At 74.6% G+C, this 21,591-nt stretch carries 20 protein-coding genes and 1 pseudogene; 10 read left to right on the forward strand and 11 right to left on the reverse strand.

Features of this window, described 5'->3' with window-relative positions; all coding sequences use genetic code 11:
* Positions 1 to 58 precede the first annotated feature (58 nt).
* Positions 59 to 1,063, forward strand: coding sequence for a zinc-binding dehydrogenase (locus tag AC0OO9_RS27420; protein ID WP_484518064.1), 1,005 nt, complete (start codon positions 59 to 61; stop codon positions 1,061 to 1,063).
* Between the two features lie 149 nt (positions 1,064 to 1,212).
* Here AC0OO9_RS27420 and AC0OO9_RS27425 read toward each other — a convergent pair.
* The 4 genes and pseudogenes from AC0OO9_RS27425 to AC0OO9_RS27440 form a co-directional block, all read right to left on the reverse strand.
* Positions 1,213 to 2,058: pseudogene (locus AC0OO9_RS27425) on the reverse strand (sulfite exporter TauE/SafE family protein); the annotation flags it as partial.
* On the reverse strand, positions 2,055 to 2,657 hold the full coding sequence (locus AC0OO9_RS27430) for a rhodanese-like domain-containing protein (protein WP_484513417.1): 603 nt from the start codon (positions 2,655 to 2,657) through the stop codon (positions 2,055 to 2,057). The pseudogene AC0OO9_RS27425 and the gene AC0OO9_RS27430, both read right to left, overlap by 4 nt.
* A gap of 134 nt (positions 2,658 to 2,791) precedes the next feature.
* Positions 2,792 to 4,195 (reverse strand): MBL fold metallo-hydrolase, encoded by a 1,404-nt coding sequence (locus AC0OO9_RS27435; protein ID WP_484513419.1) that lies wholly within the window; start codon positions 4,193 to 4,195, stop codon positions 2,792 to 2,794.
* A gap of 136 nt (positions 4,196 to 4,331) precedes the next feature.
* A complete protein-coding gene (locus AC0OO9_RS27440) occupies positions 4,332 to 4,601 on the reverse strand; it encodes a metal-sensitive transcriptional regulator (protein ID WP_089000744.1) in 270 nt (89 codons plus the stop codon).
* 195 nt (positions 4,602 to 4,796) lie between these two features.
* Here AC0OO9_RS27440 and eccB point away from each other — a divergent pair, with 195 nt between their 5' ends.
* Positions 4,797 to 6,182, forward strand: coding sequence for a type VII secretion protein EccB (gene eccB / locus AC0OO9_RS27445; RefSeq protein ID WP_484513422.1), 1,386 nt, complete (start codon positions 4,797 to 4,799; stop codon positions 6,180 to 6,182).
* Positions 6,183 to 6,287: 105 nt separating this feature from the next.
* Here eccB and AC0OO9_RS27450 read toward each other — a convergent pair whose 3' ends face one another.
* The 5 genes from AC0OO9_RS27450 to AC0OO9_RS27470 form a co-directional block, all read right to left on the reverse strand.
* On the reverse strand, positions 6,288 to 6,893 hold the full coding sequence (locus tag AC0OO9_RS27450; RefSeq protein WP_421449174.1) for a class I SAM-dependent methyltransferase: 606 nt from the start codon (positions 6,891 to 6,893) through the stop codon (positions 6,288 to 6,290).
* A gap of 94 nt (positions 6,894 to 6,987) precedes the next feature.
* Positions 6,988 to 7,584, reverse strand: coding sequence for a GNAT family N-acetyltransferase (locus tag AC0OO9_RS27455; RefSeq protein ID WP_484513424.1), 597 nt, complete (start codon positions 7,582 to 7,584; stop codon positions 6,988 to 6,990).
* 46 nt (positions 7,585 to 7,630) lie between these two features.
* Positions 7,631 to 8,497 carry a carbohydrate ABC transporter permease gene (locus tag AC0OO9_RS27460; RefSeq protein WP_425878203.1) on the reverse strand — a complete coding sequence of 289 codons (867 nt, stop codon included), beginning with the start codon at positions 8,495 to 8,497 and terminating at the stop codon, positions 7,631 to 7,633.
* Positions 8,497 to 9,459 (reverse strand): carbohydrate ABC transporter permease, encoded by a 963-nt coding sequence (locus tag AC0OO9_RS27465; protein ID WP_484513427.1) that lies wholly within the window; start codon positions 9,457 to 9,459, stop codon positions 8,497 to 8,499. Before AC0OO9_RS27465 ends, AC0OO9_RS27460 begins: the two co-directional genes overlap by 1 nt.
* Positions 9,456 to 10,850 (reverse strand): ABC transporter substrate-binding protein, encoded by a 1,395-nt coding sequence (locus AC0OO9_RS27470; protein WP_484513429.1) that lies wholly within the window; start codon positions 10,848 to 10,850, stop codon positions 9,456 to 9,458. Before AC0OO9_RS27470 ends, AC0OO9_RS27465 begins: the two co-directional genes overlap by 4 nt.
* 116 nt (positions 10,851 to 10,966) lie before the next feature.
* Here AC0OO9_RS27470 and AC0OO9_RS27475 point away from each other — a divergent pair, with 116 nt between their 5' ends.
* The 6 genes from AC0OO9_RS27475 to AC0OO9_RS27500 all read left to right on the forward strand — a co-directional run bounded on the left by AC0OO9_RS27475 (position 10,967) and on the right by AC0OO9_RS27500 (position 16,779).
* Positions 10,967 to 12,007, forward strand: coding sequence for a zinc-binding dehydrogenase (locus tag AC0OO9_RS27475; protein ID WP_484513431.1), 1,041 nt, complete (start codon positions 10,967 to 10,969; stop codon positions 12,005 to 12,007).
* Positions 12,004 to 12,822 (forward strand): sugar phosphate isomerase/epimerase family protein, encoded by an 819-nt coding sequence (locus tag AC0OO9_RS27480; RefSeq protein WP_484513433.1) that lies wholly within the window; start codon positions 12,004 to 12,006, stop codon positions 12,820 to 12,822. The genes AC0OO9_RS27475 and AC0OO9_RS27480 overlap by 4 nt, the downstream gene beginning before the upstream one ends.
* On the forward strand, positions 12,819 to 14,183 hold the full coding sequence (locus AC0OO9_RS27485) for an MGH1-like glycoside hydrolase domain-containing protein (protein WP_484513434.1): 1,365 nt from the start codon (positions 12,819 to 12,821) through the stop codon (positions 14,181 to 14,183). Before AC0OO9_RS27480 ends, AC0OO9_RS27485 begins: the two co-directional genes overlap by 4 nt.
* 137 nt (positions 14,184 to 14,320) lie before the next feature.
* Positions 14,321 to 14,710: a DUF2267 domain-containing protein gene (locus AC0OO9_RS27490; RefSeq protein ID WP_484513436.1), complete on the forward strand. Its 390-nt coding sequence runs from the start codon at positions 14,321 to 14,323 to the stop codon at positions 14,708 to 14,710.
* A gap of 269 nt (positions 14,711 to 14,979) precedes the next feature.
* Positions 14,980 to 15,738 (forward strand): thioesterase II family protein, encoded by a 759-nt coding sequence (locus AC0OO9_RS27495; RefSeq protein WP_484513437.1) that lies wholly within the window; start codon positions 14,980 to 14,982, stop codon positions 15,736 to 15,738.
* 87 nt (positions 15,739 to 15,825) lie between these two features.
* On the forward strand, positions 15,826 to 16,779 hold the full coding sequence (locus tag AC0OO9_RS27500; protein ID WP_484513439.1) for a TauD/TfdA family dioxygenase: 954 nt from the start codon (positions 15,826 to 15,828) through the stop codon (positions 16,777 to 16,779).
* A 3-nt stretch (positions 16,780 to 16,782) separates the two neighbouring features.
* Here the strand turns inward: AC0OO9_RS27500 and AC0OO9_RS27505 are convergent, their stop codons facing one another.
* Positions 16,783 to 18,039, reverse strand: coding sequence for a hypothetical protein (locus AC0OO9_RS27505; protein WP_484513440.1), 1,257 nt, complete (start codon positions 18,037 to 18,039; stop codon positions 16,783 to 16,785).
* Between the two features lie 31 nt (positions 18,040 to 18,070).
* On the reverse strand, positions 18,071 to 18,661 hold the full coding sequence (locus AC0OO9_RS27510) for a D-alanyl-D-alanine carboxypeptidase family protein (protein ID WP_484513442.1): 591 nt from the start codon (positions 18,659 to 18,661) through the stop codon (positions 18,071 to 18,073).
* Positions 18,662 to 19,227: 566 nt separating this feature from the next.
* On the opposite strand from AC0OO9_RS27510, the gene AC0OO9_RS27515 reads away from it, so the two are divergent.
* Entirely contained in the window at positions 19,228 to 20,865 is a 1,638-nt protein-coding gene (locus tag AC0OO9_RS27515; protein WP_484513443.1) for a BCCT family transporter, read from the forward strand.
* 144 nt (positions 20,866 to 21,009) lie between these two features.
* Entirely contained in the window at positions 21,010 to 21,588 is a 579-nt protein-coding gene (locus tag AC0OO9_RS27520; protein ID WP_484513445.1) for an AAA family ATPase, read from the forward strand.
* Positions 21,589 to 21,591: the final 3 nt, after the last annotated feature.

The raw sequence follows: 21,591 nt of genomic DNA on the forward strand, positions 1-21,591 counted from the left end.
ATGCCCACCCGTCGAGGGCCACCCGACCGGGGGCCGGGCAGGGGGCGCGGTGGCGGACATGCTGGCCGGACGGCTGCACCTGACGGAACGGGCGCTGCGGATGGAATCGGTGCCGGTGCCCGAGCCGCAGGACGGGCAGATACGCGTCCGGGTCGAGGCGGCAGGGGTCTGCCTGTCGGACGTGCACCTGATCGACGGCACCCTCACGCCGCTGTACCTGCCCGGCGACTCGGTGACGCTCGGGCACGAGGTCGCCGGGGTGGTCGACGCGTTCGGCGACGACGTCGAGGGCTGGCAGCCCGGCCAGCGGGTGCTGCTCCAGGCGGGGGAGCGGGACCGACGCGGCACCGTGCTGACCCGGGGCGTGGACTACGACGGCGGCTGGGCCGAGTACGTCGTCGCCAGCGAGGACACCGTCGTGCCGATCCCGGACGACCTGCTCTTCGAACAGGCCTGCATCATCCCCGACGCGGTCTCCACCCCCTGGGCGGCGGTGACGGACACCGCGCGGACCCGCCCCGGCGAGGCGGTCGGGGTGTGGGGCGTGGGCGGGCTGGGCGCGCACGCCGTCCAACTGCTGCGCCTGGTGGGCGCGGCCCCGGTGATCGCGGTGGAACCGCTGGCGGCGGCGCGGGACCGGGCAGCGGTCCTGGGGGCCGACGCGGTGCTCGACCCGGCCGACACGGCGTTCCGCGACGCCGTGCTGGAGTTGACGGGCGGGCGGGGGCTGGACGTCGCGTTCGACTTCGCCGGGGTGACCGCCGTACGCGAGCAGGCGTTGACCGTGCTGGGCCGCCGGGGCCGGCTGGTGCTCGTTGGCATCGCCAACAAGCCGGTGACGATCGCCTCGGACAGCCCGTTCACCTACTTCCAGCAGGCGGTGCTCGGCCACTACGGCTCGGAGGGCGAGCACGTCGAGCAGTTGGTGTCCCTGGCTCGGCAGGGGCGACTCGACCTGTCGGCGTCGATCAGCGACGTGCTGCCGCTGGCCGACGCCGAGGAGGCGGTGCGCCGGGTGCAGACCAAACAGGGCGACCCGATCCGGCTGATCCTGCGCCCCTGACGAATCCGCTACGTCCGGTCGGGCCGGTCCCGCCGCTCGGGCAAGCTCTGACGGTCGGACCGGTCCCGCCGCTCGGGCAAGCTCTGACGGTCGGACCGGTTCCGCCGCTCGGGCGGGCTCTGACGGTCGGACCGGTCCCGATGGTCGGGTCGGCCGAAGCGGCGGCGCCGCACGACCGCCGTGGCCGCCGTCGCCGCCGCCACCAGGGCGACGGTCCACAGCAGGGGACCCGTCCGCAGGTGTGCGGGCAGTTGCCCGGCCAGGACGAACACGCCCATCGCCGCCACGAACCAGCCGAACGCCCGGCGCAGCACGTCCTCGCGGACGCGTCCGGCCAGCCGGCCGCCGGCCAGGCTGCCGAGCACGGCCGCGGCGGTGACGGCGGTGGCCAGGCCCGGGTCGATGTCGACGGTGGACAGGTAGCCGGCCAGCCCGGCGAACGACTTCATCGTGATGACCACGAGCGAGGTGCCGACCGCGACCGGCATCGGCAGGCCGCCCAGCAGCGCGAGGGCCGGCACCACCAGGAACCCGCCGCCCGCGCCGACCAGACCGGTGACCAGTCCGACCACGACGCCGTCGAGGAGCACCCGCGCCACGGGCAGCTCACGCCCCTGCCGCCGGGGGCCGTCGCGCCGGCCCCGCAGCATGGCCGTCGCGGTGGCGAGCATCATGACGGCGAAGCCGGCGAGCAGAACGGCGGGCGGGACGAACGCGGCGAGGCGCCCGCCGCCGTACGCGCCGGCCATGCCCGCGGCCCCGAAGAGCAGGCCGGTGCGCCACCGGACCCGGCCGGCCCGGGCGTGCGGCAGCGCGCCGACGGCGCTGGTCACCCCGACGACGAGCAGCGAGGTGGCGATCGCCTCCCGGGCCGGCAGGTCGGCCACGTAGACCAGCAGCGGTACGGCGAGGATGGACCCGCCGCCGCCCAGCAGGCCGAGGCTCACCCCGATGAGGACGGCCAGCGCGACGGTCACGGCGAGGCTGCCGGTCACGGCAGGGGCCGGGGCGTCGGGTGGTCTCCGAGCCGCCCGACGACGGTCTGCACGTCGCAGCTCGCGCCGCGGTTGTAGGGGAGCCTGCCGAGCAGCATGCCCATCGCGCAGGTGTCGGTGACGGCGGCGAAGGTGAGGCCGGCGCCGATGAAGCCGGCGACCCACTTCAGACCGGGTACGAACACCGAACCGAGGACGCTGAGCAGGACGATCGAGCCGGCGACGAGGCGGACCTGCCGCTCCAGTTCCCAGCGGGGGGTGCCCCGTCGGACCGGTCCCCGGGCGGCCTGCCACGCGGTCATCCCGCCGTCGAGGATCCTGAGGTCGGGCAGCCCGACGCCCGCGAGGGCCTGCCCGGCCCGGGTGGCGCGGGCCCCGGAGCGGCAGATGAGCACCACCGTCTCGTCGAGGTGCCGCCGCAACTCCTCGCGGTGCTTACTGAGCACGTCGAGCGGCACGTTGTGGGCGCCGGGGACGTGGGCCGTCTCGAACTCCGCGGGGGTGCGCACGTCCAGCATGCGCGGAGCGCGACCGGATTCGATCAGCTCGCGCAGCGTGGCGGCGTCGAGGGTGGGCGGGGCGCTCGGTGAAGTGGTCATCTCTCCTCGTTCGGTGCTCGATCGCCCGTGGACGGGCAGGGTGAGTCGGCCCGGCGCCGATCGGCGGCGGGCGCGCGTCGCCGTGCGGACGACCGGTGGCGTACGCAGGGGGCGGGGCCGGCGGTGCGGGTCGGTCAGGCGTCGCCGGGGCTCATGGCGACCCCGGCGGCTTCGGCCCGGCCGAACTTGTCGTCGATCACGACGACCTCGCGGCCCGCGTTGGCCAGCAGCGAGGCGGCGGCGGTGGCCCGGTAGCCGGAGCCGCAGTGCACCCAGACGGTGCCGGCGGGCACCTCGGCGAGGCGCCCGGGCAGGTCGGGCAGGGGGATGTGCACGGCGCCCTCGACGTGACTGGCGGTCCATTCGTTGGTCATCCGGACGTCGAGCACCACGTCCGGGGCGGGCAGCCCCGCCGGGGTGTCGCCGGCCCGGGCGGCGGCCAGCGCGGGAAAGTCGGCCAGCCGCAGCTCGCGGAGCTGTCCCGGCCCGGTGGACCACCGGTCGGGGTCGCCGGTGGCCTGGGCGGCCGGCCGGTCGATGCCGATGCGGACCAGTTCGCGCTGGGCGTCGGCGACCTGCTCCTCGGTCTCCGCCAGCAGGGTGAGCGGTGCGCCCCAGTCGATGAGCCAGCCGAGCCAGGTCGACATCGGGCCGTCGAGTCCGAGGGCGACCGTGCCCGCCAGGTGCGACGTGGCGTACGCCTTGCGGTGGCGCAGGTCGACGACCCACTGGCCGGCGGCGATCCGCTCCCGCAGCTCGGCGGCGTCGGCCCGGGCGACCGGGGTGAGGTCGACCGGCGCCGGGCCGGCGAGGTTCGCCACCCCCATGTGGGCGTAGTACGCCGGGTAGGCGTCGAGCCCGGCGAGGGTCTCGGTGACGAACTCGTCGGCGGCGAGTCGCAGCACGGGGTTCGCCCGCTTCTCCCGGCCGATCGTCGACTCGGGCGCGTCGGCCTGGCTGGCGGAGCAGAAGCTGCCGAAGCCGTGGGTGGGCCACACCTCGGCGCCGTCGGGCAGCAGGTCGGCCAGGCGCCGGGCCGAGGCGTGCTGGTGGTGGGCGAGTTCGTGGGCGTGCTCCCCGCCGAGCAGGTCGGTGCGCCCGGTGGTGCCGAAGAGCAGCGAGCCGCCGGTGAAGACGCCGAGCGGGCGCCAGCCGGAGTCGTCGGCCTCGTCGAGCACGTACGACAGGTGGTGGAACGTGTGTCCCGGCGTGGCGAGCACCCGCAGCCGCAGCGCGCCGGAGACGGGCACGGTGTCGCCGTCGGCGACCGGCGTCCGGTCGAAGTCGACCTCGTCGTCCGCGGCGACGAGGTAGCGGGCGCCGGTCGACCGGGCCAGCTCCAGGCCGCCGGAGACGTAGTCGTTGTGGATGTGGGTCTCCACCACGTGGGTGACGCGTACGCCCTTCTCGCCCGCGAGGTACAGGATCCGGTCCATGTCGCGCTGCGGGTCGACCACGATCGCCACCGTGCCGTCGGAGGCCAGGTAGCTGCGGTCGCCGAGCGAGGACGTCGCGATGACGGACACCTCAACTGCCATTGCCGTGCTCCTTGTGGGATCAAATACCCCGGGGGGTATGTGGCGGACACACGTCAGGGGTGGTGACGTGTGCAATCTGTCTACCCGCACACGTCGCTGTCACGCAACGTGCGCGGTGCGTTTCTTCCGGTGGTGGTCAGGCGAGGGCGAGGAAGAGCTTCTCCAGCTCCTCCTCGGTCATCTCCGGGGAGTCGCCCCGCTCGCGGGCGGCGGTGCAGTGCCGCATGCCGGAGGCGATGATCTTGAAGCCGGCCCGGTCGATCGCCTTCGACACCGCCGCGAGCTGGGTAAGCGCCTCGCGGCAGTCCTGGCCGGTCTCCATCATCTCGATGACCGCGTTGAGCTGACCCCGGGCCCGCTTCAGGCGGGTCAGGGCCTCGCTCGTCATCTCGGGTCGCAGCTTCACCGCGCGCCTCCTCGCTCTCCCAGCATACCCCGGGGGGTACCCGTACGTGCCCATGCTATCCCGTCAGGCGAGAGGCGTCCGCGTCCGCGCCGTGATCCTGGTCGCACCGCGGGGCTGGGCCGCCGCGACGCAGGGTCCTCGGGGCATCGACGCAACGCTTATCCTGTGCGCCGACCGCCCACCGGAGGGGACGCGATGCCGTCGCGGCAGGACCAGCTGCACTCGTACCAGTTCACCGTCCAGCGGGCCGTCGCCGCCCTGGTGATGCGGGAGACCGACCCGGCGCAGTCGCCGTTCCGGCGGCTCGCCGGCGCCGGCCTGGCCAGCGTGCTGGTCGCGGCCATCGGCCTGGGCGGTTTCGCTCTCTACGGCCTCTTCACCGGGGGCGGCAGCACGTGGCGCGACCCGGGCGCGGTGATCGTGGAGAAGGAGTCCGGGGCCCGGTTCGTCTACCGGGAGGAGAAGCTGCACCCGGTGCTCAACTACGCCTCGGCCCTGCTGATCATCGGTGCCGAGCGGCCGAAGACGGTGCTCGTCTCCCGGCGCGCCATCGACGGGGTGCCGCGCGGGCTGCCGCTGGGCATCGCCGACGCCCCCGACTCGCTGCCCGCCAAAGGCCGGCTCTCCACCGCGCCGTGGACGGTCTGCTCCGCCGCCGCCGAGGCCGACCGGACGACGCCCCGCTCGGCGCTGCTGATCGGCGTCACCGCCGGGGGCGGCCGGGCCCTCGGCGAGGACGCGCTGCTGCTGCGCCACCCCGACGGCGGGCTGCACCTCGTCTGGCACCAGCGCCGCTACCTGGTGCGCGACACCAACCGGGTGCTGGCCGCCCTGGCGGCCACCCGGGCCCGGGCGGTCCCGGCGGCCCCGGCCCTGCTCAACAGCCTGCCCGCCGGCGCCGACCTCGCCCCGCTCGCCCTGCCGGCCGAGGGGGAGCGCTCCGCGCGGGTGTCCGGGGCGCGCATCGGCGACGTCTACCTGGTGCGCAACTCCGGCGGTGGCCGGCAGTACGCCGTCGCGCTGCGGGACGGCCTGGCCGGCATCACCGAGTTGCAGGCCGGCCTGCTGCTGGCCCGCACCGGTCAGGGCGAGCCGGAGCCGATCACGCTCGGGCGGTTCGCGGCGCTGCCCAAGCTGCCCGACCTGGCCCCGACGGGGCCCACCGCCCCGCCGACCGCGCCGCCCCGACTGGCCGCCTCCGACGGGGCGGGGCTCTGCGCCCGGGTGGGCGACGACGGCGGCGTCACGGAGGTCCGGCTCGGCGTACGGCTGCCCGACCTCGCCGCCGCGCCGCGCACCGCCCCGGCGGCCGGGGGTGGGGTGCGCGCCGATCACGTCGTGGTGGAGCCGGGCCGTGGCGCGGTGGTCGAGGCGGTCGCGGCGCCCGGTGCGACCGGCGGCGCGGTCTCCGTGGTCACCGACCTGGGCCGACGCTACGTCCTGGCCGGCGGCGAGGTGCTGGGCACGCTCGGCTACCGCGACGTGCGGCCGGTGCGGCTGCCGGCCAGCCTGGTCGCCCTGGTGCCCGCCGGCGCCACGCTCGACCCGGCCGCCGCGCGGGTCGTCGCCGCCCCCGCTTGAGCGCGCTGCCCCCGCCTGAGTGCGCCGCCGGCTGGGCCCTGCCCCGCCGGAGCCACGCCGGTGGCCTCGGCGAGGGCGAACCGGTCGGGCGCGGCCGGGCGGGGCTCAGTCGGCGGGGCGGCGCAGCACGGTGACGGCGAAGTCGGCGTCGTCGCGCCACGGGCGCAGGTCCCAGGTGGCGAAGCGGTGCTCCAGCCGCAGGCCGGCGGCCACCGCGTCGGCGTCGAACCCGGTCAGCGGGTAGCCCCGGTCGGTGCCGAAGCCGACCGCCAGCACGCCGTCGGGGCGCAGGTGGGCGGCGACGCGGCGCAGCACCTCCCGCTCGGTGCCGGGGGCGACGAAGGCCAGCACGTTCCCGGCCACGACCGCCGCGTCGAACGGCTCCGGCTCGCCGGCCGCCGCCAGGTCCAGCTCGCTCAGGTCGGCGACCAGCCAGCGCGGGCCCGGGTGGTCGGTGCGGGCGGCCTCCACCAGCGCCGGGTCGGCGTCCACGCCGACCACGGTGTGGCCCCGGGCGGCCAGCGCCGCGCCCACCCGGCCGGTGCCGCAGCCGGCGTCGAGGATCCGGGACCCGGGCGCGACCAGCGCGTCCAGCAGGCGGGCCTCGCCGGCCAGGTCGGCCCCCTCGGCGGCCAGCCGGCGGAACCGGTCGATGTACCACTGCGAGTGCTCCGGACCGGTCTCGGTCTCCCAACGGGTCGGGTTTGCCATGCCGCCACCGTAGCCGGGGCCCCGGTGCTCCCCGGGGGTGGGGCGGACGGGGCGATGCCCCGCCGGTGCCGTGGGCCGGGGATGAGGTGGCCGCTCAGGCTGGCGGAACGTCGCCGCCCGGGCCTTCCGCCGACGGGTCGGCAGCGCCGGCCGACGGATCGACGACCCAGTGGTTGGTGCGGAAGAGGCGGCCGGCGAATTCTGTCTGCTCCTCGCCGACGAGGGCGAAGCCGACCGACCGGCAGATCGCGTTCGACGCGGCGTTGGTCGTGGCGGGGAAGGCGTGGATGAGGCCCCATCGGCCGTCCGTCCGGGCCAGGGCGAGCACGGCCCGGACGGCGCTGCCCGCCAGGCCCCTGCCCTGGAACTCCGGCACGACCATCCATCCGATCTCGGAGACGCCCCCGTGGGAGTACAACGTCACCGTCCCCGCCACCTGCGCCGAGCCGCCGGGGATGATCATCTTGATCCAGGCGCTACCGTCGCGGACGGTCTCGAGGTCACGCCGGAGCTGGGCGGGCATCCGCTCACGCGGCTGCGGGCCGCCCAGCTCCGCCATCACGGCCGGATCGCAGCGCATCCGCACGTACGCGTCGAGGTCGCCCGGCTGCACGTCGCGCAGCCGCATACCGGCCGCGGGCGGGGCAGCCGTGGGCGCGTCGTCGGGGACCGCGCCGGGGGAGGCATCCACCCGGCACATCCTCGGTCAGCGTCCACCGCGCGGCAACCCCGCCGCCTCAGCCCTTCTCCGCGCCGCTGGTGAGCCCTTCGGTGAGCAGGCGCTCGCTGGCGAAGAAGAGGATCACGATGGGCAGGGTGAGGATCACCGAGCCGGCCATCAGCACCGTCTTGGGCACCTCGACGCCGTCCGCGAGCTGCGCCAGCCCCAGCGACACCGTCCACCGGTGCGGCTTGTCGACCAGGAACAGCAGGGCGAAGAGGAACTCGTTCCAGGCGATCATGAAGTCGTACAGGGCGACGGCCATGATGGACGGCGCCGCCAGGGGGAGGCTGACCCGGCGGATGATGCCGAGCCGCCCGGCGCCGTCGATGGCGGCCGACTCCTCCAGGCTCACCGGGATGGTCTCGAAGTAGTTGCGCAGCATGTAGACCGAGACCGGCAGGGTCTGCGAGATGTAGACCAGCACCAGGCCGAGCAGCGAGCCGCGCAGCCCGGCCCGGGTGAAGACCACGAAGAGCGGGATGGCGATGACGATCGACGGGAACAGGTAGACCGCCAGGAAGAGGAAGTCGACCTGCCGCCGGCCGAAGAACCGCAGCCGGGCGACCGCGTACGCGCCGGGGATCGCCACGGCCAGCGTCAGCAGCGTCGCCGCGACGGCGACCAGGCCGCTGTTGCGCATGAAGGTGAGGAAACCCTGGCCGCCGTCGTCGACGGCCCTCACCACCTCGGCGTACGTGTCGAAGGTCAGCTCGCCCAGCCCCACGACCAGCGAGCCGGGGTCGAGCAGCAGCCGCTCGATGGGGCGCACCGAGAGCACCAGCATGTAGTAGAAGGGAAAGACGGTGACCAGCAGGAACGCGGCGATCACCAGCCGGCGCAGCCAGCGCAGGCCCACCGTCTCGATCCGGTCCCGGTCCATCAGCCGTCCCTCCGTCCGCCGAAGAAGCGCAGGTACACCACCACGAACACGATGAGCACCACGGCGAGCACGACCGCCTGCGCCGCCGCCGCGCCGATGTCCGTACGCGCGGTGAGGAACTCGTAGACCCGGACGCTGACCACCTCGGTGCCGGCGGCCCCGCCGGTGAGCAGGTAGACGTCGTCGAACTTGTTGAACGTCATGATGAAGCGCAGCACCCCCAGCAGGCCGATCACCGGCAGCAGTTGCGGCAGCAGGATGTGCCGGAACCGCTGGGTGGGCGTGGCCCCGTCGACCCGGGCCGCCTCCTCCAGTTCGCCCGGCACCGCCTGGAGCCGGGCGAGCAGGAACAGGAACGCGAAGGGGAAGTAGCGCCACGCCTCGAAGGCGACGACCGTGGCCAGGGCCGTCGACTCCTGGGACAGGAACGGCACCGGGGTGTCCCAGCCGAGGAACCGCCGGCCCCAGTCGTTGACGATGCCGAGCTGCGGGTCGAGCATCACCTGCCAGACGAAGGTGACCGCGACGACCGGCGCCACGTACGGCAGCAGCATCGACGCGCGCACCAGGGTGCGACCCCGGAACGGCCGGCGTACGACCAGCGCCGCCACCAGGCCGAGCACGATCGAGCCGGCGGTGCTGGCCACGGCGTAGACCAGCGTGGTCCACAGCGTGTCGGCGAAGCCGGGGGTGTTGAGCACCCGCTCGACGTTGTCCATCGTGAACTCGCCGAACAGCCCGGTACGCCGCAGCGTCGCCAGGCGTACCCGCTGGAAGGCCAGCACGACGGTCCAGACGATGGGGATGCCGATCACGGCGACCACGACGAGCAGGGTCGGGGCGACCAGCGCGAGCCCGGCGCGGGACTCGCGGCGGCGCAGGGTCAGTGGTCTGCGGCGGCGGGCCGGGGCCGGCCGCTCCCGGGCGGGGGAGCGGCCGGTGTCCGGTGGGGCGGCGGTCAATTGACGCCCGCCTTGATCGCCTCCACGTCCTTCTTCGCCCGTCCGGCGGCCGCGGCGGCGTCGGTCTTGCCGGCGACCACGTCGTTCAGGGCCTTGGGCACCGGCAGCTCGCCGAGGATCGCGCCGACGAGCTTGCCCTGGCCCTGGGTGAGGCCCCACCGCTGGAAGGTGTCGGGGCTGCGGCGCAGGCTGGCGAGCACGTCCTCGCCGTAGACCTCGGCGAGCGGCTTGCGGGTGTCGACGCCGGCCTGGCTGGTGTTCCAGGCGGTGAGGAACTTCTCCGGCTCCTGCCCGGTGCCCTTGCGGACGGGGAAGCGCCCCTCGGGGGACATGCCGATCCAGCGCGGATAGCCGTCGCCGAGCATGTGCTCGACGAAGGACCTCGCCGGGTCGGCGGCGGCGCCGTCGAGCACGGCCCAGGAGCTGATCTCGCCGTACTGGGCGGGTTCGGCGCCGTTCGGGCCCTTGATCGCGGTGACGAAGCCGCTGTTCTTGGCGAGGAACGCCGGGTCGGCCTGGCACTGCGGGCAGGTCGGCCTGGCGTCGTCGCGCAGGCCGGCCAGCTCGTCGAGGATGAACGGCGACCAGACCAGCATGGCCGCCTTGCCGGCGAAGTAGGTGGCCCGGGTGGTGTCGACGTCCTGCGCGCCCCTGACCGAGCTGGTGCGCATCAGGTCGCCGTAGAACCGGAACGCCTCGACGCACTCCGGGGAGTCCAGCTTCACGGCCCCGGAGTCGTCGGTGAGCTGGCAGTTGTTGGCCAGCGCGAGGTGTTCGAAGGTCTGCTGGGTGAACACGTCGCCGGGGGCGGTGGCGGCCGTGACGCCCGCGACGCCGCCGGTGTTGAGCCTCGTCGCGGCGGCGGCGATCCGCTCGTACGTGTCGGGGGCGGGCAGCCCGGCGGCGGCGAACAGGTCCTTGCGGTAGACGAGCAGCTGGCCCCAGCCGTCGCTCGGCACGGCGAGCTGGGTGCCGTCGTCCGAGGTCAGCTCCAGGGCCCGCGGCGAGAAGGTCTGGCGGCCGAGCTTCTCGACGACCTCCGCGTTCGCCGAGGAGTGCAGCAGTTCGTTGCCGGCGAGGGTACGCACGCCGGCGAGCGACACCGAACCGACCACGTCGGGCAGTTCGCCGGCGGCGGCGCTGGTGGCGATCAGGGCGGGGAACTGGTCCTCGTTGACGGTGACGAGGTCGACGGTGATGCCGGTGCTGGCGGTGAAGTCCGCGATGATCGCCTTGGTGGCGGTGACCCGGTCGGCCACGTCCTCCAGGCTCCACACGGTGATCTTCCTGCTGTCGCTGTCGGATCCTTCGTCGCCGCAACCCAGCAGGGTGGCCCCGGTGACTGCCATGATCAGGGTGGCGGCGAGTATCCGCATCGGAGGTGCTGACATCGGTGGCACTCCTCTCGAAGGGTATACAAGGGATTCAACCCCTTCGATTGATCAATTACAAGACATATGCCGATTTATTGCCTACGATGGAGCCCAGTGCTACCGGGATGTGACTCATGGTCAACTGGGTTGTCTCACTCGCCGGGCCCCGACGGATCAGCCTCGAGCCCTGCCCCCCGGACCCGCTCGGCCCCGGACAGGTCCGGATCCGCACCTGCTACTCCGGCATCTCGGCCGGCACGGAGCTCACCCTCTACCGGGGCAGCAACCCCCGGCTGAGCAAGGACTGGGACGACGTCAGTCGGATGTTCGTGCCCCGGCAGACCGCCGTGCCGTACCCGTTGGTGGGCTTCGGCTACGAGGAGGTCGGCGAGATCGTCGAGGTCGCGCCCGACGTGGCCGACCGGCGGGCCGGGCAGGTCGTCTGGGGCATCTGGGGGCACCGCGCCGAGGCCGTCGTACCCGCCGACACGGTGCACCCGCTGCCCGCCGGGCTGGATCCCCTCGCGGCGGTCTTCGCCCGCCCGGGGGCGATCGCCCTCACCGCCGTGCTCGCCGGGGACCTGCACCTGGGCGACTGGGTCGCGGTCTTCGGGCAGGGCGTCATCGGCCTGCTCGCCACCCGGCTCGCCGCCCTCTCCGGCGCGCGCGTGGTCGCCGTCGACCGGGTGCCCGCCCGGCTGGCGCACGCCGGCCGACTCGGCGCCCGGGTCGTCGTCGACGCGGGCGCCGAGTCCGCCGCGGCCGTGCTGCGCCGGGCCACCGGCGGCCGGGGCGCGGACGTCTGCCTGGAACTGTCCGGGGCGTACCCGGCGCTGCACGAGGCGATCCGCTCCACCGCCCACGCCGGTCGCGTCGTGGCCGCCGGCTTCTACCAGGGACAGGCCGACGCCCTCGGCCTGGGTGAGGAGTTCCACCACAACCGGATCCAGCTGGTGGCGGCCCAGGTCTCCGGGCCGACCCCGGCGCCCGGCATGGCCGGCCGGTGGACCGGGGCCCGCGTCGCACACACCTTCATGGACCTGGTGGCCGAGGGCAGCGTCGACCCGCTGCCCCTCGTGAGCCACGTCGTCGACGCGAGCGCGGTGGCCGACGCGCTGGCGCTGCTCGACCGCGGTGACGCGGACGCCCTCCAAGTGGTGCTGAGGTTCCCATGACCATTCCGCTGGCCTGCCAGGAACAGCTCCTGCCGGGCACCGACCTGATCCAGAAGTACGCGCTCGCCACCGCGCTCGGCTACGACGCGATCGAGCTGCGCGGCGCCGGCGACCTCGGCCTCGCCCGCCGGCTGCCCGAGCTGCGCCGGGCCCGCGCCGCCGGGGTGGTCATGCCCACCGTCTGCGTGGAGATGGACCACTTCATCGGCGACTTCGACCCCGAGCGCTCCCGCGACGCCGTACGCAACCTGCGCTCCCAGCTCTCCGTGATGGCCGAGCTGGGCGGCGTCGGCGCGATGACCCCGGCCGCGTGGGGGATGTTCTCCCGGCGGCTGCCGCCGTTCGAGCCGCCCCGCCCACCCGCCGCCGACCGGCAGGTGCTCGTTGACGCCCTGGGCGAGCTGGGGGAGCACGCCCGCGCCGAGGGGGTCACCCTCTTCCTGGAACCGCTCAACCGGTACGAGGACCACATGGTCAACCGGCTCGCCGACGCGGTCGCCCTCTGCGCGGCCGTCGGGCTGCCCACGGTGCGGGTGGTGGCGGACACCTTCCACATGAACATCGAGGAGGACGACGTGCACCGGGCGCTGCGCGCCGCCGCCCCGTACCTCGGGCACGTGCAGGTCAGCGACTCCAACCGCCACCAGCCCGGGGCCGGGCACCTCGACTGGCCGGCGCTGCTCCGCACCCTGCTGGAGATCGACTACCGGGGCTGGCTGGCGCTGGAGTGCCGGCTGCGCGGCGACCCCGTACGCGCCCTGCACCAGGCCGCCGCCGTGCTGCGCCACGCCCAGCCCCGGCAGGCGGCGGCGTGAGCACCGGGACGGCCGGCGGCCCGCCCACCGCCGTCGGCGCCGGCGCCCACGACCGGGGGGCCCTGCGCCGCCTCGCCGTCGCCACCCTCGACGCCAACTGGGAACACGACCACACGGTGCCCTCGCGCACCCTCTACCCGCACCAGTGGAGCTGGGACTCGGCGTTCATCGCCATCGGCTGGTCCCACGTCCGCCCCGAACGCGCCTGGTGCGAGCTGGCCAGCCTGTTCCGTGCCCAGTGGGTGGACGGGCGGGTGCCGCACATCGTGTTCAACCCGGCCCTGCGCGTCGGCTCGTACTTCCCGGGGCCGGAATTCTGGGAGTCGGGGCTCGCCGAGGGCGCCCCGGCGGCCGCCACCTCCGGGCTGATCCAGCCACCCGTGCACGCGCCCGCCGCGTGGCTCGCGTACCGCCGGTGCCCCTCCGAGCAGGCGCGGGCGGCGCTGCGTCGGCTCTATCCCCGGCTGGTGGCGCAGCAGCGCTACCTCGCCACCCGCCGGGACGTCGGCGGGGGCGGGCTGGCCTGCATCGTCCACCCGTGGGAGTCCGGGCTGGACAACAGCCCCGCCTGGGACGCGCCGATGGCGGCGGTGCCCGCCGACGCGGCCGTCATGCGCGCGTACCGCCGGCACGACACCGCGCACGCCGACGCCGCACACCGGCCCACGGACCTCGACTACGCGCGCTACGTCGCGATCGTGGCGTCCTACCGCGAGCGCCGCTACCGCGACGACGACCTCGCCGGCCGGCACCCGTTCCTGGTGGAGTGCCCGCTGGTCAACGCCGCCACGGGCGCCGCCGAGCACGCCCTCGCCCGGATCGCGCCGCTGGTCGGCGCCGACCCCGGCCCGCACCGGGAGCGCGCCGCGCGGATCACCGAGGCCCTGGTGCGCCGGCTGTACGACCCGACGACGGGCGCCTTCCACCCCCGGGACCTGCGCGCCGACCGCCTCGTGCCGGCCCGGACGGTGCTCGGCCTGGCCCCGCTGGTCCTGCCCGACCTGCCCGCGCGGCAGGTGTCGGCGCTGGTCGCCGAGGCCTGCTCGCCTCGCTTCGGGCTGGCCGCCCGGATGGACCGGCCGCTGCCCAGCCACGACCGCACCGCGCCGGACTTCGAGCCGCTGCGCTACTGGCGCGGGCCGAGCTGGATGAACGTCAACTGGCTGGTGCGCCGGGGGCTGCTGCGCCACGGCCGCCCGGACCTGGCGGCCGGCCTGCGCGACTCGATGATCGAGCTGGTGGCCCGCTCCGGCTGCCACGAGTACTTCCACCCGGACACCGGCGCCGGGCTGGGCTCACCGGCGTTCGGCTGGACGGCCGCGCTGCTGCTCGACGTCCTCGCCGACGACCCGGCCGGCTGATCCCGGCTGGGCGTCCCGGTCAGCCGGCGGGTACGACGTCCGTCGACCGCCCCGCGCCCAGAGCCGGCCGGACGGCGGGGTCGTTTGCCGGTGCCGGGCGCGGGTAAGCGTGGGGCCGCTGACGACAGGAGGCTGCCGTGCGGTTTCCCCTTTTCGTCGACGCGGTGTCGCGCCGCGCCGGACTACCCACCGCCCAGGCCGCCACGATCGCCCGCGCCGTGTTGCAGACCATGGTGGAACGGATGAGCGGCGGTGCGACCGGTCGCCTCCCCGACGAACTCGACGGCTATCTCGCGGGCGCCGGTTCCGGCGACGGCCCGCCCGGCGCGCCCGGTCCGGCGGACTTCGTGCGTCGGGTGGGGGAGCGGGCCGGAACGGACGAGGCCACCGCCCGGGCGGGAACCGGTGCCGTCTTCGCCACCCTGCGGGAGGCGGTCACCGTCGAGGAGTTCCGCGACATGGTGGCCCGGCTGCCCCGGGACTTCGACGGCATGACCCAGCCGATCCCCCGACCGGACGACGCCTGAGCGGCCACCCGCCACCGCCCGCTCACCCGTCGCGGCGGCCCGCCACGCGGATCCTCGCGGGCGGGCACCGCGCCTTATGCTGCTTCCGACCCGAAGGTATAGGCAGATCATGAGGCCCCTCCTGGAGCATGGCGGTCGGCCCGATCGCGGTCGGCCCGCCGATGCCTCGGAGGGTGCCGCACCTCGGGTCGCTCCGGCGCGCCGGAGCGACCCACCACCCGTTCCGGCGCCAGCGGCACCGGAACGGCCCCCCCGACGAAAGGCGCGCGGTGACCTGGTTCCTCTCCGCCGGCGGCTGGCACCCGGCGCCGGTCCAACTCTTCTGCCTGCCCTACGCGGGCGGGGGCGCGACCGTCTTCAGGCGCTGGCAGGACGAGCTCGGCCCCGACGTCGAGGTGCTGCCGGTGCAGCTGCCCGGCCGCGAGAACCGGATCAGCGAGAACCCGGTGTTCAAGGTCGTCGACGTCGCGTCCGCCATCGCCGAGCGGATCCGTGGCCCGTACGCGATCTACGGCCACTCGATGGGCGGCCGGGTCGCCTTCGAGGTCGTCCGCGAGCTGCGCCGCGCCGGGCGTCCGCTGCCGCTGCGGCTCTACGTCGGCGGCGCCCGCGCCCCGCACGTCAGAGCGCCCAGCCACTTCGACGGGCTGTCCCGGGTGGACGACGACGAACTGCTGCGCCGCCTGGCGGCCGGCGGCGGACTGCCGGCCGGGCTGCTGGACTACCCGGAGCTGGTCGAGCTGCTGCTGCCCCTGCTGCGCGCGGACTTCGCGCAGGTGGACGGCTACCGCTACACCCCCGAGGAGCCGCTGCCGATGCCGATCGTGGCGTTCAGCGGGCGCGGCGACGACACCGTCTGCCGGGAGCACAGCGCCGGCTGGCGGGAGCACACCGCCGCCGGCTTCACCCTGCACGAGATCGACGGCGGGCACTTCTTCCTCAACGAGCGGCTGCCCGACCTGCTCGCCGTGATCCGGGCGGACCTCACCGCCGCCCGCACCGACGCGGCCACCCGCCAGCACGGGTGAGCCGCCCGCCGCGGCCGCCGTCCGGGCCGCCATCCCGCTGTCCCGTGGCCGCCCGCGGCGACGGCAGGCGACGACAGGAGCGAGAGCATGAGTGACCGGACCGCCACGCTGCCGGTGGTCGTCGAGCACGACGGCCGCGAGCTGACCGAGCTGATCGCCGCCCGCCGCGCGGAGCTGCGGGCGAGCCTGGTGGAGCACGGCGGGCTGCTGTTCCGCGGGTTCGACGTGGGTGGCGTCGAGGGCTTCGACCGGGCGGTGCGGGCGCTGTCCGGCGAGCCGCTGGTCTACACCGAGCGTTCGTCGCCCCGGCACGCCATCGCCGGCCGGGTCTACACCTCGACCGACTACCCGCCGGACGAGGAGATCTTCCTGCACAACGAGAACTCGTACCAGGCCCGCTGGCCGTTGACGTTGTTCTTCTACTGCATCACCGCGCCGCAGACGCGGGGCGCCACCCCGCTGGCCGACGTCCGCCGGGTGTACGCCGAGATCGATCCGGCGGTACGCGAGGAGTTCGTCCGCCGCCGCTGGATGCTGGTGCGCAACTTCCACGGCGACTTCGGCACCCCGTGGCAGCACGTCTTCGGCACCGACGACCGGGCCGAGGTCGAGGCGTACGCGGCGGCGAACCGGATCGAGCTGGAGTGGCGGGGCGCCGACGGGCTGCGTACCCGCGCGGTGCGCGACGTCGTGCACCACCGGCCCGGCTCGGACACCCCGCGCTGGTTCAACCACGCCACGTTCTTCCACGTGAGCACCCTCGCCAAGGACCTCCAGGAGGGGCTGCTGGCCATGTTCGGCACCGACGGGCTGCCGGCCAACACGTACTACGGCGACGGCGGCGAGATACCCGCCGACGTCATGGACCACCTGCGGTCCGCGTACCGGGCGGCCAGCGTCCGCTTCGACTACCGGCGCGACGACGTGCTGGTCGTGGACAACATGACCGCCGCGCACGGCCGGGAGCCGTTCACCGGCCCCCGCAAGATCGCCGTCGCGATGGCCGAGCCGCACGACCCCGTGGCGGCCGACGGCAGGTGACGCCTACCGGTCGGCGGCGTCGGTCTCCGGCAGCTCCTCCGGGTCTGCGACCCAGGCGGAGAAGACCGGCAGGCCGTGCCACGGGCCGGTCGTGCCGCCGGCCCGGCTGTCGGTGGCGACCGCGACCACGGCGTACGGGTGGCCGAAGCGCAACTCGGCCACCCGGGCCACCCCCTCCGGCGGAAGGCTCTCGAGCATGGCGAACCCGGTGACGGCGGCCGCCTCGAAGCCGTACCGGCCGTAGCGGGCCATGGCGGCCTGTGCCGCCTCGAACTTCAGTCCCGGGGTGCCCAGCAGTTCGCCGAAGACCTCCGCGACGGCGGGGAAGCCCGACCCGGGGGCGGCCAGCCCGTGCCGGCTCCTGGCCGACCAGCACGGCAGTACGGCCGTGAGCCGCTCCTCCCTGCCGTCCGGCGCGTGTGTGCGGGTCGGCTCCTCACGCACGGTCCAGATCGGGCCGTCGCCCAGCGGGACGTCGAACAGGGAACGCCGATCTGCCGGAAGGCGGTCCGGCGAGGTGGTGGCGACCGCCGCCGCCACCTCGTGGGCGGCGGCGAGGACGTCCCCGGCCGGCACCTCGGGTGCCGCCGCGACCGAGACCACCGACAGCCCGGCCGTGCCCTCGGCGGTCCGCGCCGGCTTGGCGGTGGCGGCGTGGGCGGCCACGGTGCCGGCCCGCACGGTATCGGTGATCCAGCACTGGTGGCCGTACTCGGGGCTGCGCAGCACCCGGCGCAGCCGGCCGGTCCAGGAACTGCCCGGCCCGAGCGCGTCCGCCGGCGCCACCTCGAACGGGTCCTCCCAGGAGATCCGGGTGGCCAGGGCGCTGGCCAGGACGAGCAGCACCTGCGGCGTCACCGTCAGCGGGAACTCCCTGATCAGGTCGAGGGTGTGGGTCCGGGCCCACGCGTCGAGGGCGTCCTGTTCCGGCACCGGTCCGGTGGCGGTCGACGCGGGCAGGGTCGCCCGCCATCCGTCGAGCCCGGTCGTCTCGATCCCGGGCCGGTGCCAGAACGCGGTCGCCGAGGGCACCAGGGGGTGTGGCGCGGCCACCAGGGCGTGGGCCGCCCGCGCGGCGGTCTCCGCGTCGGTGCCGAGCGCCTCCTCCAGGGCGGTGCGGGTCGGGCCGGTGGCGGCCGGTGCGGCGAGCGCCAGCAGCAGCCACGCACCGAGCGGGGAGGCGACGTGGTGCCCGTCGCCGATCACGGCGTGCAGGCGGTCGGCGTAGCGGGCCAGGGGGGTACGGATGTCGGTGGTCACCGCTTCACTGTGCCCGCTCGGCGGGCCGCCGTCACCACCTGTCGGTCAACCGCACCAGCCGCGACGGCCGGGCGGGGGCCACGGTCGGGGGTGCCGAGGCACCCGGGTGGGGCAGCCGCTCGGGGCGACGACCGGGCCGGTACTCGAAGTGCCACCACTCGTTGTCGTACACCCGGTGCAGATGGTGGCGGGCGCCGTACGTCTCCAACCAGCGCGCGCCCTCGGCGGGCCGTACGTCGAGGGCCGTGCCCGCGACGTGCCGCGACTCGTGTGGCGGGAGCACCCGCAGCCGGGCCGCCTCCGGGGACCCGGCGCACCGGACCGCCTCGGCGAACAGGCGTGCCTGCTCCTCGGCGGTCCGGTGCCCGGACGTGAGCCCGATCAGCTCACCGTCGCGCCACAGGGCCTGCGCCCGGGCGGCCTCGAAGGCCGTGCGCGTGGCGGGCGTCAGGCCGGTCAGGTCCTCGGCCGGAAAACGCGTCGCAAGCGCCCACTGGCAGGCCACATGCTTCGCCCGGCCGCCCGCGACGACGAACGCCACCGGCAGGAGCACCACCGCGAGAGTCAGCGTGACGACCTCGTACACGCCATCGCGGCGCCGGGCGGACCGGGCCGCGCTCATGATGTTCGCCCGCCGGGCCAGGCGGACGACGACGGACCTGACCCGTGGCCCGGCCGGCGCCCGCCGCCGACCAGGAAGCCGTCGCCTCGTCGATGCCCCTGACCCGTGGCACCCCACGTCATCGACCGAAATCATGGAGTCAGAATTCCGCAACCGTCACGCGCCGGCCTGAGTACGACTACTCAGCGCGTAGTCGCGGCATGCGCCGGTTCCTGCCCGGCGCTCGCGCCGCACGGACCGATCGCGCCCCCGACGCGGCCTGCGCCGAGTGCGAACGCCCCTACCCGCGCCGCCCGGTCGGTTTTTGTCACCGGACTGTCACGAGACCGCAGGGTCACCTCCAACATCGACGCCGAGAGTGATCGCCGGTCGTCGCCGACGTCCGTGGCGGCCGAGCCCCGGCCGACCGTACGCCCGCCGGAACGACGTCGGCACCGGCGGCGACAACTTTCCGAGTTCCCGGGCCCCGGACGGGGCGCGGGACAACCCGACATGCGGGCCGACCGGCGCGCGCGGAGCCGGGAACACGGCCCGCGGACCGGGCAGCCCACGGAGGTCCACAGACCATGACCGTGTCCGCGACAGGTCCGGCAACCGACGACAACACCCCGCCGGGCGACGCACCACCTGAGCCTGGCCGCCCCGCGCAGGGCATCGACCGGACGGTGCTGGGCGTCGCCGCAGCGGTGACCGTCCTCTTCGTCGCGTGGGGCATCGTCGCCACCGACAACCTCGCCTCGGTCACCGACACCGCGCTCGACTGGGTGGTCCGGTCGTTCGGCTGGGTCTTCGTGCTGGCCAGCACCGGCTTCGTGGTGCTGTCGATCTGGCTGGCGCTCAGCCGGTACGGCCGGATCAAGCTCGGCCGCGACGACGACGAGCCCGAGTTCTCCACCGTCTCCTGGGTGGCGATGATGTTCAGCGCCGGCATGGGCATCGGCCTGATGTTCTGGGGCGCCGCCGAGCCGCTGTCGCACCTGGCGACCCCGCCGCGTGGCCTCAACGAACCGAACTCCCCGCAGGCCGCGCGGGTGGCCATGGAGTACTCCTTCTTCCACTGGGCGCTGCACCCGTGGGCGATCTACGCCGTGGTGGGCCTCGCGCTGGCCTACTTCACCTTCCGCAAGGGCCGGCGCGGCCTGATCAGCAGCGCCTTCTTCCCGCTCATCGGGGAGCGCGCCGACCGGGGACCCGGCCGGGCCATCGACATCTTCGCGATCTTCGCGACGCTGTTCGGGTCGGCCGTCTCCCTCGGGCTGGGCGCCCTGCAGATCAACAGCGGCCTGACGAACCTCTGGGACGTGCCGAAGTCCACCCCACTGGCGATCGGCATCATCGCGGTGCTCACCGTGGCGTTCGTGGTCTCCGCCGTCACGGGCGTCAAGCGGGGCATCCAGTTCCTGTCGAACACCAACATGGTGCTCGCGGTGGCGCTGATGTTCTTCCTGCTCGTGGTGGGCCCGACGGTCTTCGTCCTCAACACGCTCACCGCGTCGACCGGCGGTTACCTCTACGACCTCATCCCGATGAGCTTCCGCACCGGCGCCTTCGGGGGCGAGCAGTGGATGGCGGGCTGGACCATCTTCTACTGGGCGTGGTGGATCTCCTGGACCCCGTTCGTCGGCGCCTTCATCGCCCGCATCTCCAAGGGGCGCACCATCCGCCAGTTCGTCCTCGGTGTGGTGGCCATCCCGAGCCTCGTCAGCTTCGTCTGGTTCTCGGTGTTCGGCGGTACCGCCATCAACCTGCAACTCAACGGCACCGACCTGTCGGCCGCGGTGAAGGAGAGCCCGGAGGCGGCGCTCTTCGCGGTCCTGCGGGAGTTCCCGTTCTTCACCGTCACCGCGATCCTGGTCATGGTGCTGGTGGCGCTCTTCTTCGTCAGCGGCGCCGACGCCGCCTCGGTGGTGATGGGCACGCTCTCCTCGCGCGGCAGCCTGGAGCCGAAGGCCTGGCTCGTCTCCATGTGGGGCGTGCTGACCGGCCTGGTGGCCGCGGTGCTGCTGCTCGCCGGCGGACTGTCCGCCCTGCAGTCGCTGACCATCCTCGCCGCGCTGCCGTTCCTGTTCGTCATGGTCGGCATGGTCGTCGGCCTGCTCCGCGAGCTGCGGCGCGAGCCGGACAGCGCCACGATGGCCCCGGAACTGCGGGCCCTCGTGTCCGGCGGCACCCCACCGGCCGCCACGAGGCCCGAGTCCTCCTGACCCCGGCGCGTGCGGCGCGGGCCGTCCCTTCGAACCCGGGGACGGTCCGCGCGGCACGTGGGCTCCGGCCCGTGGACGTACCATCGTGGACGTCCGTACGGGCGGCGCCTCCCGGCGGCGTCGGGCCGAGCGAGGAGGCGTGTCGTGACCCAGGCCCAGCCGGCTGCCGCGCGGGCGCCGCGCCTGATCGTGCTCAACGGGCCACCCGGCTGCGGCAAGTCGACGCTGGCCCGCAGGTACGTCGAGGACCACCCCCTCGCGCTCGACCTCGACATCGACCGGATCCGTGACCTCATCGGGCGGTGGCGTGATCATGCCGGTCCCGCCGGTCTCCTCGCCCGGGCCGTCACGCTGGCGGCGGCCCGGGCACACCTGGCCGGCCGCCATGACGTGATCATCCCGCAGTTCCTCGGCCGTCCCGAGTTCATCGAGCAGGCCGAGCGCGTGGCGCACGACACCGGCGCCCGGTTCCACGAGGTCGTCCTGCTCGACGACAAGGAGAACGCGCTGTGGCGATTCGCCGAACGCAGCCGTACCTCCACGGATCCGGGGCATCTCGACGCCCAGCGCCTGCTCGACCGGCATGGCGGGACCACCGAGCTGGCGGCGATGTACGACCGGCTGCTCGCCGTCGTCGCCGCCCGGCCCGGGACGAGCGTGGTGCGCAGCGAGCACGGCAGGGAGGACGAGGCCTACCGCCAACTCCTCGCCTGCCTCAGCTAGCCG

This window comes from Micromonospora sp. USAFONa4 (genome assembly GCF_057197825.1).

Excerpts from the sequence above, each read along its gene's own strand:
- AC0OO9_RS27430 (WP_484513417.1), bottom strand. The coding sequence starts at position 2,657 with ATGACCACTTCACCGAGCGCCCCGCCCACCCTCGACGCCGCCACGCTG.
- AC0OO9_RS27515 (WP_484513443.1), top strand. The coding sequence starts at position 19,228 with ATGACCGTGTCCGCGACAGGTCCGGCAACCGACGACAACACCCCGCCG.
- AC0OO9_RS27510 (WP_484513442.1), bottom strand. The coding sequence starts at position 18,661 with ATGAGCGCGGCCCGGTCCGCCCGGCGCCGCGATGGCGTGTACGAGGTC.
- AC0OO9_RS27475 (WP_484513431.1), top strand. The coding sequence starts at position 10,967 with ATGGTCAACTGGGTTGTCTCACTCGCCGGGCCCCGACGGATCAGCCTC.
- AC0OO9_RS27460 (WP_425878203.1), bottom strand. The coding sequence starts at position 8,497 with ATGGACCGGGACCGGATCGAGACGGTGGGCCTGCGCTGGCTGCGCCGG.
- eccB (WP_484513422.1), top strand. The coding sequence starts at position 4,797 with ATGCCGTCGCGGCAGGACCAGCTGCACTCGTACCAGTTCACCGTCCAG.
- AC0OO9_RS27435 (WP_484513419.1), bottom strand. The coding sequence starts at position 4,195 with ATGGCAGTTGAGGTGTCCGTCATCGCGACGTCCTCGCTCGGCGACCGC.
- AC0OO9_RS27500 (WP_484513439.1), top strand. The coding sequence starts at position 15,826 with ATGAGTGACCGGACCGCCACGCTGCCGGTGGTCGTCGAGCACGACGGC.
- AC0OO9_RS27450 (WP_421449174.1), bottom strand. The coding sequence starts at position 6,893 with ATGGCAAACCCGACCCGTTGGGAGACCGAGACCGGTCCGGAGCACTCG.
- AC0OO9_RS27470 (WP_484513429.1), bottom strand. The coding sequence starts at position 10,850 with ATGTCAGCACCTCCGATGCGGATACTCGCCGCCACCCTGATCATGGCA.
- AC0OO9_RS27480 (WP_484513433.1), top strand. The coding sequence starts at position 12,004 with ATGACCATTCCGCTGGCCTGCCAGGAACAGCTCCTGCCGGGCACCGAC.
- AC0OO9_RS27420 (WP_484518064.1), top strand. The coding sequence starts at position 59 with ATGCTGGCCGGACGGCTGCACCTGACGGAACGGGCGCTGCGGATGGAA.